9 protein-coding genes and 1 tRNA gene are annotated in these 12,946 nt (G+C 37.8%); 6 read left to right on the forward strand and 4 right to left on the reverse strand.

From position 1 onward, the window contains the following. Window positions 1–97 precede the first annotated feature (97 nt). Window positions 98–988: a GTPase Era gene (gene era, locus B7P33_RS07115; protein ID WP_097441300.1), complete on the reverse strand. Its 891-nt coding sequence runs from the start codon at window positions 986–988 to the stop codon at window positions 98–100. Then, window positions 975–2,339 (reverse strand): alanine/glycine:cation symporter family protein, encoded by a 1,365-nt coding sequence (locus B7P33_RS07120; protein WP_097441301.1) that lies wholly within the window; start codon window positions 2,337–2,339, stop codon window positions 975–977. The genes era and B7P33_RS07120 overlap by 14 nt, the downstream gene beginning before the upstream one ends. A 200-nt stretch (window positions 2,340–2,539) precedes the next feature. Here B7P33_RS07120 and B7P33_RS07125 point away from each other — a divergent pair. The 5 genes from B7P33_RS07125 to B7P33_RS07145 all read left to right on the forward strand — a co-directional run bounded on the left by B7P33_RS07125 (window position 2,540) and on the right by B7P33_RS07145 (window position 8,074). Next, window positions 2,540–2,612, forward strand: a tRNA-Met gene (locus B7P33_RS07125). 711 nt (window positions 2,613–3,323) lie between these two features. Beyond that, on the forward strand, window positions 3,324–5,516 hold the full coding sequence (locus B7P33_RS07130) for a tetratricopeptide repeat protein (RefSeq protein WP_172435883.1): 2,193 nt from the start codon (window positions 3,324–3,326) through the stop codon (window positions 5,514–5,516). Window positions 5,517–6,385: 869 nt separating this feature from the next. Next, on the forward strand, window positions 6,386–6,964 hold the full coding sequence (locus tag B7P33_RS07135) for a hypothetical protein (protein WP_097441303.1): 579 nt from the start codon (window positions 6,386–6,388) through the stop codon (window positions 6,962–6,964). Window positions 6,965–6,966: 2 nt separating this feature from the next. After that, window positions 6,967–7,581 (forward strand): hypothetical protein, encoded by a 615-nt coding sequence (locus tag B7P33_RS07140; protein WP_097441304.1) that lies wholly within the window; start codon window positions 6,967–6,969, stop codon window positions 7,579–7,581. Between the two features lie 43 nt (window positions 7,582–7,624). Continuing rightward, the gene (locus B7P33_RS07145) at window positions 7,625–8,074 is read left to right on the forward strand and encodes a hypothetical protein (RefSeq protein ID WP_141402412.1); all 450 of its coding nucleotides are present in this window, start codon (window positions 7,625–7,627) and stop codon (window positions 8,072–8,074) included. 1,514 nt (window positions 8,075–9,588) lie between these two features. Here the strand turns inward: B7P33_RS07145 and B7P33_RS07150 are convergent. Continuing rightward, the gene (locus tag B7P33_RS07150; protein WP_097441306.1) at window positions 9,589–10,797 is read right to left on the reverse strand and encodes a site-specific integrase; all 1,209 of its coding nucleotides are present in this window, start codon (window positions 10,795–10,797) and stop codon (window positions 9,589–9,591) included. Between the two features lie 241 nt (window positions 10,798–11,038). On the opposite strand from B7P33_RS07150, the gene B7P33_RS07155 reads away from it, so the two are divergent. Next, window positions 11,039–11,287 carry a GIY-YIG nuclease family protein gene (locus B7P33_RS07155; protein WP_097441307.1) on the forward strand — a complete coding sequence of 83 codons (249 nt, stop codon included), beginning with the start codon at window positions 11,039–11,041 and terminating at the stop codon, window positions 11,285–11,287. A 129-nt stretch (window positions 11,288–11,416) separates the two neighbouring features. Here B7P33_RS07155 and B7P33_RS07160 read toward each other — a convergent pair whose 3' ends face one another. Then, window positions 11,417–12,898 (reverse strand): serine hydrolase domain-containing protein, encoded by a 1,482-nt coding sequence (locus tag B7P33_RS07160; RefSeq protein WP_097441308.1) that lies wholly within the window; start codon window positions 12,896–12,898, stop codon window positions 11,417–11,419. Window positions 12,899–12,946 lie beyond the last annotated feature (48 nt).

A 12,946-nucleotide genomic window follows, 5' to 3' on the forward strand; every position in this document is an offset into this window, starting at 1 on the left:
CAATAACAAAGGCTAAAGGTTATACTAAATCTGGCTGCCCTCACCCCCCGGCCCCCTCTCTCACGGGGAGAGGGGGAGTATTATAACCAGGTGTATCTTATTGTTTTTGGTTATACCCAAAACGGCGTAATTGCCGCTGGTCAGAGCGCCAGTTTTTATTCACTTTTACGTAGAGTTCTATATGTACTTGCTTGTCGAAGAACTTTTCGAGGTCTTTACGGGCTTCCATACCCACGCGTTTTAGGGCGCTTCCTTTATGGCCAATGATTATTCCTTTTTGAGAGTCGCGCTCGACCATAATCACCGAGCGTATCCGAATTATTTTCTCATCTTCTAAAAACTCCTCGGTCTCGACCTCTACGGAATAGGGAATCTCCTTTTTATAATGTAACAGTATCTTTTCACGAATGGACTCGTTCACAAAAAAGCGTTCGGGTTTGTCGGTGAGCTGGTCTTTGGGATAAAAGGCCGGACCCGGAGGCAATAAGGAAACGATACGCTCGAAAACTTCTTTAACATTAAAATTCTCTAAGGCGGAGATGGGATGCACCTCGGCTTTGGGCATTTGTTCTTGCCAATAGGCCATCTGTTCTTCCAACTTTTCTTGATCGGCCGTATCTATCTTATTCAACAGCAACAAAACGGGAATATCGGTCTGTTTCAACTTCTCAAAGAAATGGGCATCTTTTAAGGCCTTCTCCCCAATTTCGACCATATACACCAGTACATCTGCATCCTCAAGGGCGGTTTTTACAAAATCCATCATGGATTCCTGTAAACCATAGGCCGGTTTAATGATACCCGGCGTATCGGACAATACCATTTGGAAATCGTCGCCATTGACGATACCCAAAATACGATGCCTTGTCGTTTGCGCTTTTGAGGTTATAATGGAAAGCTTCTCCCCAACAAAAGCGTTCATTAATGTCGATTTACCCACATTGGGGTTTCCGATGATGTTTACGAATCCGGATTTATGCTTCTCCATGTTTCAATCGCTTAAAGTATTCTTTGGCCTTGGCATTTACCTTAGGTGCCAGCAAAAGTACGGCGATCATATTCGGAATTACCATTAGGGCGTAGGAAAGATCAATAAGATTTTTGACCAGCTCCAAAGAAGCTACGGCGGCAAAAACGATCATGAGTACAAAATAGTGGTTGTAATATTTGCCAATTTTGCTGTTAGTCAAAAAGCTTAAACATTTAACCCCGTAATAAGAATAGGTAAAGAGGGTTGAGAGTGCAAATGCGGTTACTATAACCATCAATAAATCATCGCCATAGCCGAACAAGGTACGTTCAAAAGCGGTCAGCGTCATAACGATACCGCTTTGATCTTCGGTATAGGCCCCGCTTAAAATAATGACAACGGCCGTAAAAGTACACACCAAAATCGTATCTATAAAGGGCCCCAACATGGCCACCAAGCCTTCTTTGATCGGGTTATCGGTCTTCGACTGTCCGTGATACATAGGCGCCGACCCCAGACCCGCTTCGTTCGAGAACATGGCCCTACGCACCCCTATTATGACCAAGCCCCAAAATCCACCGGTTACCACGGTATCAAAATTCCAGGCTTCGGTTACGATCATTTTTAGGGCAGGAAACACCTCAGAAGCATTCATAAGCATCACTACGATAACTGCGATTAAATACACCAAAACCATAAAAGGTACAATGGCCGAAGCTACCTTGGCTATTTTAGTTAAACCCCCAAATATGACGAAGGAGGTTATGACCGCCAACACGATACCTATGGTCCATTGCCACGAAAGGGCATCCATATTATAAAGGGTAGATTGTGGCTCTACCACGCTCATAAAGGTTTCGGTAAACTGATTGGCCGTAAATACCCCCAAAAACCCGAAGAGACCACAAACTGCAAAAAAGATGGCCAAGGGCTTGGCCTTAGGGCCCAATCCTTGGGTAATATAATACATAGGCCCGCCTTGCGGATTGCCCTGGGCATCTTTACCACGGAACATAACAGCCAAACTACCCGAATAGAATTTGATCCCCATACCCAAAAGGGCGGTCATCCAAATCCAGAATACCACACCTGGGCCCCCATCGTGTATGGCAATGGCCACCCCAGAGATATTACCCAAACCCACAGTGGCCGCTACGGCCGCCGATAAGGCCTGAAAGGAGCTCACATCACCCTCGCCCCCCTTTTTGTCATATTTACCCGCCGTAATGGCAATGGCATGCCTAAAAAACCGAAAAGGCACGAACTTCGAATACACCAACAAAAACAATCCGCCACAAATAAGCAGTATAAACATGGGCCATTCGGTAAATGGCAAAGCGCCAGAGATGAATTGGTTTATTTTATCCATAGGGTAAATGATAAGCGATTTATAAGGGAACTTCCCTTGGCCAATATAGGGCTTTTTATGCAGGACGGAAGTGGTCAAAAAACTGTACCCGTATCCTTCTCTTACTTAGCCCGATAGCCGTTTGACACAAAAAAAGGTGAATTTTAACCCGATTCTATTTGGTTGTAAAAGAAAAATGGTCGTATATTTGCCGTCCACATCGCGGGATAGAGCAGTAGGTAGCTCGTCGGGCTCATAACCCGAAGGTCACAGGTTCGAGTCCTGTTCCCGCTACTAGCAAAGACAAGGGTTTCAAGAGATTGAAACCCTTTTTTTATACCCATAATTTTCTTGGGTACAACATAGGTACAACAAACAACTCTTGTAGAAAATATATTTAAATAGATTGAATTGGGTAAGGATAATCTTTTGAAATCTGTGTTCAAACATGAAATAAAATTGACTTCTGGGCTGTTTGCAATTATCATAAATGTATGTCATGGATTCTTCAATTTATTCAGATGGTTCATCTAAATCTTTATAGGTCAAATTTCACAAGGTAACATTACCAATATCGGCCACTGATTAAATAATTAACGACGCTAAGCTTTATGTGTTTTATCCATTGAAGAATCCACTAAAACCATATTCGTCCTCCAATATTTTTTGAAAATAGAACCGAAATTTAGGCTGTGGGATAAAATTTGGAAACCACAAAACTAGACCTGTATACTTAGCCATTTTAGTAGGCTCCTGAACAGGAATATTTGGCTTTCATGATTGCTGCTTCCCTGATAGGAAATCTGAATACTTATCCTTTTTCGTTCAGTAGTTAAACTAAGGCTATAGAGTTCTCCGCGGATATCCAATAAAACCTGACTTTTATTTCTTGAAACACTACAAAAAAACAATTGCCATTTTCCATTAGACTCATAAAAACTATTTTAAGTTTTTATGAGTCCATATGGCCATATATTTTTTGTCAGCACCTACTTTACTTTTAAAATGAATAAAATCAAAACTATAAATACGCTTTTCTTATTTGTTTTTACATGTTTTTCGGTAACGGTTCAAGCTCAAAACAAAAAAATAGACAGCTTAAGAATTGAATTGGCCAATCATAGAAAAAATGATACTACACAGGTTAATTTACTACAAGATTTAGCATCCTCCTTTTTTCGAACAAATATGGACTCTTCCATGGTGTACTTGAAGAAAGCTGAAGAATTAAGTAATGATTTAAACTATATAAAAGGAAAGGCAAATGTTTGTTACCTAAAGGGCATACACGAAAACATAAAATCGAATTATGCAAAGAGTTTATACTTTTTTAAGGCCTCATTAAAGCACTACCAATCCATCAGGAATAAAAAGGGAATTGCAAATATTCATACGGCCTTTGGAATAACCCATTATGACCAGTCCCAATATGATGAAGCCATAGATGCCTATAAAAAGGCGATGGTGATTTATACTGAATTGGGAAATAGGAGAGAGTTGGCCACCACTTTAATAAACACGGCCAATGTATATACCGAAATGGGAAGGTATAATATAGCCATTGCCCATTATAAAAACGCATTAAGGCATAGCATTGCCATCGAAGATGAAGATGGAGTGGCTTTTGTACAATCTAACTTGGGGGCACTATACGCAAACCAAGGCAACTACCTTTTAGCTATTGAGAACTATAACAAAGCCCTGGACTATAATCAAAAAACAGGTTATAGTTTATCCACAGCGAAAATATTAGACAATCTGGGAATGGTTTATAATTCTCTAAAAAAACACGACAAGGCAATATCATATTATGAACAATCAATTAACCTTACCACAAAAAATGAAAGTAAACAAAGAACCGCAATAAACAACGGAAATATAGCGGATATTTACGTAGCTAAAAAAGAGTATTCGAAAGCTCTTGAACATTACCATATATCGCTGGAAATAAGCGAAGAAATCAACGATTTAAAACAAGCATCCATAAGTTTGGGCAATATTGGAAAGGTAAATCTTAAATTGGACAAACCTTTAATCGCGCGCAACCATTTTATTGAAGCCAAGGATATTAGTCAGAAAATCGGTTATAAGGATATGTATTCCTCATGTCTATTAGCTATTGCCGAAACCTATCTTTCTGATAAAAAATATAATAAAGCGCTTTCTCTCACTGAAAAAGGAAAACAAATTGCTGAGGAACTCGAATTGTTGGGGAATCAAAAAAAAGCAAACGAAATTCTCTCAATAATTTATAAGAACAAGGGAGATTTTGAAAAGGCATTTTATAGTCTCCAGCAATTTAAAATTCTAAGTGACAGCGTTTTTAACAAGGAAAACATTGAAAAAATCACCCAGTTAGAATACGAATTTAAATACAAAAACGAATTGGAGTCAGCAGAAAAGAGAGAATTACAGCTAACTAAAACGGTTTTGACCACCTCCGAGGATCTTGAAAAATCAAAACGAAACTATTTATGGGCCATCATTGGTGTTCTTTTGATTTCCATTGTATCAATTTCCATTATTTTCTATCAAAAGTTACGAAACGAAAAAACGAAGACACTTAATGTTATGGTAGAGCAAAAATTATTACGTTCTCAAATGACACCTCATTTTATCTTTAATTCACTCTCCGTACTGCAAGGAATGATCTTGAATACAGAAACGAAAAAATCAGTCTCCTACTTGTCCAAATTCTCAAAACTACTTCGTATCATATTGGAAAACTCTAGGGATAAAACGGTTTTACTTTCACAAGAATTAACAGCTATAAGGAATTACTTGGCACTCCAAAATTTAGAAAATGAAAACTACAATTATACGGTGCTAGTGGATGAATCTATTGATGAATCATTGTTTCATATCCCCCCAATGCTTATTCAGCCTTTTGTTGAAAATGCGATTGAACACGCTTTTACCAGCCAACAAGATAATAGGTGTATTGCTATTCAATTGATTTATTCAAACAAAGAATTGACCTGTACCATTATAGACAATGGAATTGGAATCGAAGCCTCAAAGAGCAATAAAAACCAAAATAAAAAATCACTATCTACAACCATTACTTCCGAACGTATAAAAATACTTTCAAAAGATTTTAAAATGAAGGGGGCCGTTTCAGTAAAAGATAGAAGGAATTATAACGAACAAGGAACAATGGTTACACTGGTTATTCCTTATGAAATACACACTGCATAGTCAAAGTAAATCACTACTGATAAAGGATAAGGAAAACACATCAAAAGGCTAGCTAGGTTGATGCCGAAGTAGAGGTGATTGGAAAATACGAATCGAGAAAAAATGCTTTGGCAATGGTAAATACCTGAGCTCAGTACTTTGTAGTATTGGATATTGATCTTACCGATGGTTGCGGATTTGATTTTCTTCTGAACAAACCGAGAACTTGAGTTTTAAAGTATTTTTTATTGTAGCCAATTAAGAGCATATGTAAATGCTTTTAAAAGTTGCCGTTTTTGAAACATGTGGCTTCATAGACTACAAAAGAACCTGAAGAATGTCTTTACACTGCTAACTATGAAGGCCTTCACCAATTCTTTAAGGCCAGTTTAAAGGTTAAAGACGAGTTTGACGAATCGGGTTTTACTCATTTCACAAATAGCAAAAAACACCTGAGTTCTCAAGAAAAAAAAAACAGTTTTGGAGCGCACTTTTACACTGGACCGCATACCAAAACTTGTTTCCTTACTCGGAAATCCTTTCAAATTCCACGTTTATTTATTCAAGAATTCCAGAAATAGGTTCATTATTTCCTCCTTCTCCTTCCGCATATACTTTTATCGCTACAATCAACAATAGAGAATATGGACAAATCAAATCTAAGTACTGGTTTTAAACTCCTATAGCAAATCCAAACCTCATGAGGAGTATCAAGTATAAAGGACTAAGAAATTTCTAAGACATCTGATTCAATCATATCATCATTAACACAAGATGAATTGATTATCACTATACAAACAAGCATCACCCTTCATTAGGATCTTTTAAAGATTTTTCCCCAACAGCAAGACTTGAGCTAAATAAAAACTAACCGGTTTATATCATAAAAAATGAAAAAAATATCAATTGTACTATTTATAACAATCATTTTCTCTTGCAAGGGCAAGAAGGACCACATCAGTGACCCCGATGAAATCGAATCAATACAAGAGCTTGTAAATGAGATTTTTGAAAAGGACAAAGAGGTCTATTACCTTTCCCTAAGTGCTGAGGACAAGTTAAGAGGAACATTAAGTTCAATCTATTTCACTTATAAGTTCAAGGACACATACTTTGATCAAACCTATGATGTGCAAAGTAAGACCTTTAGCGATCCCGCTAAAAAGTCGTACGACTACAAAAAAGGGTTTAAGATAGGTGATTTGGACATTGGCTCTATACCAGAATGGTATATGGAAGCGCTACAAATTTTGAATGATAAAGAGCTTTTAATAGAAGATAAGCTTTACTATCTCGATGATTGGAACTATAGAGTTGATAACAAAGGGAAAATCTACGCACGTTTCGCCTTGAACTATTATTTAAGTTCACATTCGAGAAGCAGTGGTAGAGGCAGAGTGACCACTACAACATACGCTTCCCATGACTTTTTATTAAAAGACAATCAGTTAAAACTTTTAAATCACTAAGCATGATAAAAAGTAGTCTAAAATCCATTCTTTTTATTGCATTGTATTTGTCACTAATAAACTGTAGTGGTGGTAGTTCCGAAATAGTATTACATACCCAAGAAGGTATAGATAACTTGAACAAGTTACTTAAGAGTGAGTTTGATTTAGAAAAGGAAATTACATCACTAAGCATTTCAAATCTAAACTCAAACTCTCCAAAAGTGGATCAAATCACAATCTTCTTTGTTGAGAATAACATGATGGACATGTGGTTTTACTCAATAACTACATCAAAGCTTCATAAGCCAGACCCTAAAGAGAAAAGTGATTTCCAACCAAGGTCACAAAAAATCAAAGATTTAAATACGGCTAAAATCCTCACCAATTATAAGGAAGCAGTAGCAATGATTACCAATACCACCGATGAATTTGCGAATTTTTACATATACGGTTACGAAATACAAGTAAATAAAGATTCAGATACGACAGAACACTCTTTTGATGTTTATGCAGAAAAAACATCAAAAGGGGTTAGTTACTATGGGAAAAGGTTGGTGGAAAACAAATTCAAATTTTCATTTGATACAGATAAATCTGGACAACTAATTTGTACGGATGGGTTAGATGTTTTCTAACACCATTCATATTGACATATTGAATAACAAAAAAACCAAAAAAATGAAAGTCACAGTATTTAAGGCTATTGATGATCCAACAATCGATGATATAGAAAAAGTAATAAAAGACAAACTAGGCGACAAGTACACATATAAATCGTCCAGAAAAGCATCTAGTATGGCCGGTAAATTATTAAAAGGTTCTCCCGAAGACTCCATTACAGTAATAAAAAATGCGTATCACAGATACGTTGTGCTTTTGCGTGCTGATAAAGACCCTACATCAGCATCAGGAATGTATACAACAATTCATTTTTCAAGTGCAACATTGGCAGGCTGGTTAGGTTTTTTACATAGGGAAGTTGGTTTCATAGGTCGAATCATTATTCGTGCCATTTATGGAAATGATGACCCCATTTATAATGAAGTAAAAACGATTGTAACGGACAATTTTAAAATTGAAGAAGAAACATTTGACACTGGGATTGGATCTTTGTTTAAAAAGGGATAACAAATCCACTCAACGATAATCAACAGGAAAAACGTATTAAAATCATACCAACTTTTCCCCAATGAATGACAAAAAAGACAGCCAGGTAAGATGAAAAGGTTGAAGCAATAGCCTTCATCAATGAGAAACAATATGATAAGGTTTCACCTACCATATTGGATAAAGCCAGGGTTTATTTATGAAGCAAGAAGAACAGCAATATATCTGAAACAGCCCATGGGTTTATTTGTTACTTCACTAATTGTGATAAATCTATTGAGTGTTTCTAGGAGTTCATAGGGATTTTGTTACAATTTTGGAGATTGAACCTAAAACCCTCAACGTCTCGGATTCTCATAAATAGGGGCTTGAGAAGGGAAAATGGAAAAGTAACGGTGCGCCAGCACGTTACCCTCTTGCTATTCCATTTTCTCCCCACAGGGTCTAAAATTCCATACGACTTGATTAAAATCGGTCGCCAAAAGTCAAATCTACCCGGTGGCCTTCGAAGATATTTACTCCTATTGGGCAATTTCGTAATCCAATAAGATATAGTTAGGTTAGAGGGGCCTGAAATGGAAGGTGCGTCTAGGTTAATTCTTACTGTTGCTCTTAAGGTTAAGGAAAAATTGGAAAACTGCCTAATCTTTATCATACAGTACAACCGCAAAGGAGAGGGTAATTATCAATGGAGAACTGGTATTGCCCTCTCTATTTTTTATGGATTTCCAAAGTAAAACACTCACCACTTAAGTTATCATTGTTTTTTCCATATATCTTTTTACCTTCTTCTGCCCTTACCATTTCCACGGCCAAACGGATTCAAATAAAATCAACTATTCTAAGAAAGGCTAAAGACTATGCCAAGCAGTTACCCCAAAGGCTTTTCCCTTTTTCCGGAATAATGTGGTTCATAGATTGCCAATGGAAAACGCCCCAAAATCATCCAGCTTTCCATTAAAACCTGCTTTGTCCATTTACCCATAAATGCCGATAAATCGTATTGAATTCGAATTGCCATGCCTATGACCTGTTCTTTTGGTGGGTCTTAAGGGGACAATCACTTATTTCTTTCACATTAACCCCAAAATAAAAGAAGTGGGTTCGGTCAAGGCTTTTAGCGACCTATCGATTTCGGTTATGGACAACCCCTTAACAATGCCAAATAGATCACTCCGGTAACTTGGCTATAAGGTGGATAAAACCTTGCATGGCCTTGACGGGTTCCACAAAGGGGTTAGAAACCCTTTCCGGAGGGGGTGGGCGGAACTTGTGTACGGGGAGTTAAGCGAATGTAGCCCATCACTTCGGATTAGGGTTTCTTAGCCCATGCCCCGTTTTTCGTCGTCCCGATAAACGATTAGGGCTTCTTTTATTATACCCCCTTAAGACCCTTATATCCAAGGCAAACCAATTGGCCGTTCAAGGTAAGAATGCAGTCATTGATAAAGTAGTGTAAATTACCAAACATTTCTGTATACCGATAGATTCTGTCATGGTTAAGAAAATTTCGATTAAACCCGAGGCATCCCTTGTTAAAAATCAATCACCTTATCCAAAGCACTATCAGCATCATTTTTCATGAAACTGGCTTGATAGGCAACCGTCGTGGTAATGGATGAATGACGATACAGCTTTTGCAACATTTGAATAGGTATTTTATCACCCGAGATATTCCCAAAGGTATGCCGTGCTATGTGCATACTTATTTTTTTATCTATCTCTAAATGATTACCCACCAATTGCAATCTTCTATTCAAGGTTCTAGTAACCGTCCGTATGCGAGTTAACTTCTCCTTCGCATCGTCGAAGTTTGTGCCCTTCAAATATGGAAAAACCAAACCGTTTTTATCCGAAGATGTCCTATTAAACTGCTGAAGTATTACTAAAGCTTTTTCCGGTATTTTAAGTGAAACCAGTTTTTGATTTTTATTCATTCTATAATGCAAACGATTATCATGAAAGTCTGACCATCGTAATTGCAAAACATCACTCACTCTTATCCCGGCAAAATAAAAACTCGTCAACCAAACATTAACGGCCTGTTGCTGTGCTGGGGTTAAACCATCCGCATTTTCTAATTTCTTTACTTCCTCAATGGACAACCCGATTTTTTCCGACTCAGGTATTTTGATTTGAATCTTCCCTTTTCCGAAAGGATAAGTATTGCGTTCGATTATACCCTCAGAAATAGCCAGGTTAAAAATTTTACGGATTAAAATCATGTAGTTTACCGCTGTCCTAGGCTTCCTTTTTTCCTGATTAAGTATAAAGCTTTCGAAGTTTTTAAGTAAGAAAACCGAGATTTCTTTAAATGTAAGTGTTTGTTGTCCTGTAAACTTACGGAACTTCTCTATACGGCCTCTTTGAGTTTGGTATTGGCGATATTTTTCTGCCTTTTGAAGGTTGTCCAAATGAAGTTCTGCTACTCCGAAAAAATCCAATTGATTTGTTCCAATAATGTCCCCCCTTATACGGGATGCCGTAACATTGACTTCGTTTATCTCTGCTTCAAGCAATTTCTCATTTGCTTTGGTGAGGTTTTTAAGAATTAAATGGTTTATACGAGAGGCATTTGGATGGGATCGTTTTACCTTTCTATTAGTTGTGTCCCAATATTTTTGGTCTATATATTGACCAGTAGAGATAAACGAAGCCTTTCTATCCTTGGTAATTCGTATAGCTATTGGGAATAGGTTTTGGGAATTCCTTTTTTTTCGTAAAACTGCTTGGACGGTTGCCATAATTTATACCCTGAATTTAAAGATACGATTTTTTGGGTACAACATAGGTACAACATTTGTTGATATTATATGGTTGTTTTTGAAGTAGAATAAAATTATTTTATTTCTATTTAATTGATAATCAGTGTTTTTGAATTTTATTACATCGTAACTGTAAATTCTCATAACCCGAAGGTCACAGGTTCGAGTCCTGTTCCCGCTACTACGAAAGCCCTTTTGATTACCTCAAAAGGGTTTTTTTATGGCCAATTTTGTCACATACATCTTATACTCTGAAAAATATAGTAAAATCTATATTGGCTATACCTCAAACCTTATTGCTCGATTTAAATCCCATAATGAGTTGGGGCAGTCAGGGTATACCAAGAAATTCAGGCCATGGATGGTGGCTTGGGTCTTTTTCCATGATTCCAAGAAGGAAGCTTTGGCACATGAACGTTTTCTAAAATCTGGAAAAGGTAGGGAGTACATTTACGCAAAAATCCTTTAACAGCGCTAGGTAAGGCTCATATCCGCCCAAGGCGGACACAGGTTCGAGTCCTGTTCCCGCTACTACGAAAGCCGGATACGAAAGTATCTGGCTTTTTTTATAGCCGTTGGTCGATGTTGGCATTTAATTCTATTGGCCCCTATGTTTCACAAACTCCATGGGCTTTGAATACGGAAATTTCACTATCAGGGTATCGATCGATTCGTTTTCCTCCTTTACTGCAAAATCTATTTCTTCCGGACCAATATCAAAATTCAAAAATGCCGTGAATTCCATTTTTTCTTTATGACCGACCGTTCCTTCGAAATCATAATACTTAAAATCAAATTGATCTTCTTTCGGTCTGGAGATTTTAATTTCACCATAAGCCGGATGGGTGTACCGTCCTGCCAAATCGGTTAGTCTATCGAGCAGATCTTTATTCGAAATACTGCGAATTTGCTGTTTTAGGTTGCTAAACTGACCACCTTTTTCTACTATGACATCAATTTCTTCTAGAACTTCCAGTTTATTATTCAAGAATATTTCCGTAGCATAATAATCTATGGCATTCGATATAACACTTTGTTGGTTGGCCAAGACCACGATGCCATACCCTTTTTCCAAATTGAAGGTGAGCCTCGATCTTTGCCCGGCCGTACTACCATTATGAAAGATGTTTCCATTTTCCAAGGCCACATTCCAACCTATTCCATAGGCTTGTTTGTCTTCTGGGTATCTTATGGTCAAAGGACTGGTGATATAGTCGAATTGTTCCTTGGCTATAAAAGGTTTATGGTTATGATTACCGCCATTGGTAAAGACCAACAACCATTTGCCCATATCGTTGATACTTGAGGTTATGCAACCCGCAGGGGCCACTGACTCTATATTGTAATGTTTTATGATTTGCCTTCCGTCGGCATTATAACTGATCGCCCGATTCCGGCTTTCCATAAAATCGTTAAAGTCTGTTTTGGTATCTGTCATACCCAGCCTTTCAAAAATATAGGTTTTGATTAGTGACCCCCAGGCTTTTTGGGTCACCCTTTCCTGTAAAATTCCGGCAACGGCATACATATAGTTACTGTAACTAAAATCTGCCCGAAAACTGCCCTTAAAACTCATATGTGGCAGTCGGCCCAAAAGTTCTTGCATGGGAAAAACCGGACCGTAGTTCATAAAATAGTGTTCATACAAATTTACCCTATGGGTCAACAGATCTTGAACCGTGGCATGCTCCGTGGCATAATCGTCGGCCAATTTAAACTCGGGTATATGCCTTATTACCTTATCCTGCCAAGAAAGCTCTCCCGCTTCTACCAATTGTGCCATTAAAACACCGGTAAATGCTTTTCCCAAGGAACCTATTTCGAAGAGGGTGCTATCGGTTACCGGTAGCTTCCCAACCAGATTCCTATAACCCCAGGTCTTTTTCAAAATCAATCGATTGTCATAAACTACGGCTAGGGCCAGCCCAGGTGTATTGGCTTTTTCCTTTAACCTTTCAACAACCTTAATGAAATAAGAGAGCTTATCTTGTACATCCGCCTCCGAGCGGACCGAATCCGGTGTTTGGGAAAAAACAAGGGTATGTACACCTATTAAAATCGTTATAAGTTTCACTCGCATGGTGCATTCAAGATTTAAAGTTTAAACTTGAGTGCACAAAGGATGTGA

This window comes from Sediminicola luteus (genome assembly GCF_002514735.1).
Taxonomy (GTDB): domain Bacteria; phylum Bacteroidota; class Bacteroidia; order Flavobacteriales; family Flavobacteriaceae; genus HQA918.

What these genes read in the sequence shown, in the direction of transcription:
- B7P33_RS07130 (WP_172435883.1), top strand. Translation starts at nt 3,324, where the DNA reads ATGAATAAAATCAAAACTATAAATACGCTTTTCTTATTTGTTTTTACA.
- B7P33_RS07160 (WP_097441308.1), bottom strand. Translation starts at nt 12,898, where the DNA reads ATGCGAGTGAAACTTATAACGATTTTAATAGGTGTACATACCCTTGTT.
- B7P33_RS07135 (WP_097441303.1), top strand. Translation starts at nt 6,386, where the DNA reads ATGAAAAAAATATCAATTGTACTATTTATAACAATCATTTTCTCTTGC.
- B7P33_RS07120 (WP_097441301.1), bottom strand. Translation starts at nt 2,339, where the DNA reads ATGGATAAAATAAACCAATTCATCTCTGGCGCTTTGCCATTTACCGAA.
- B7P33_RS07150 (WP_097441306.1), bottom strand. Translation starts at nt 10,797, where the DNA reads ATGGCAACCGTCCAAGCAGTTTTACGAAAAAAAAGGAATTCCCAAAAC.
- B7P33_RS07155 (WP_097441307.1), top strand. Translation starts at nt 11,039, where the DNA reads ATGGCCAATTTTGTCACATACATCTTATACTCTGAAAAATATAGTAAA.
- B7P33_RS07140 (WP_097441304.1), top strand. Translation starts at nt 6,967, where the DNA reads ATGATAAAAAGTAGTCTAAAATCCATTCTTTTTATTGCATTGTATTTG.
- era (WP_097441300.1), bottom strand. Translation starts at nt 988, where the DNA reads ATGGAGAAGCATAAATCCGGATTCGTAAACATCATCGGAAACCCCAAT.
- B7P33_RS07145 (WP_141402412.1), top strand. Translation starts at nt 7,625, where the DNA reads ATGAAAGTCACAGTATTTAAGGCTATTGATGATCCAACAATCGATGAT.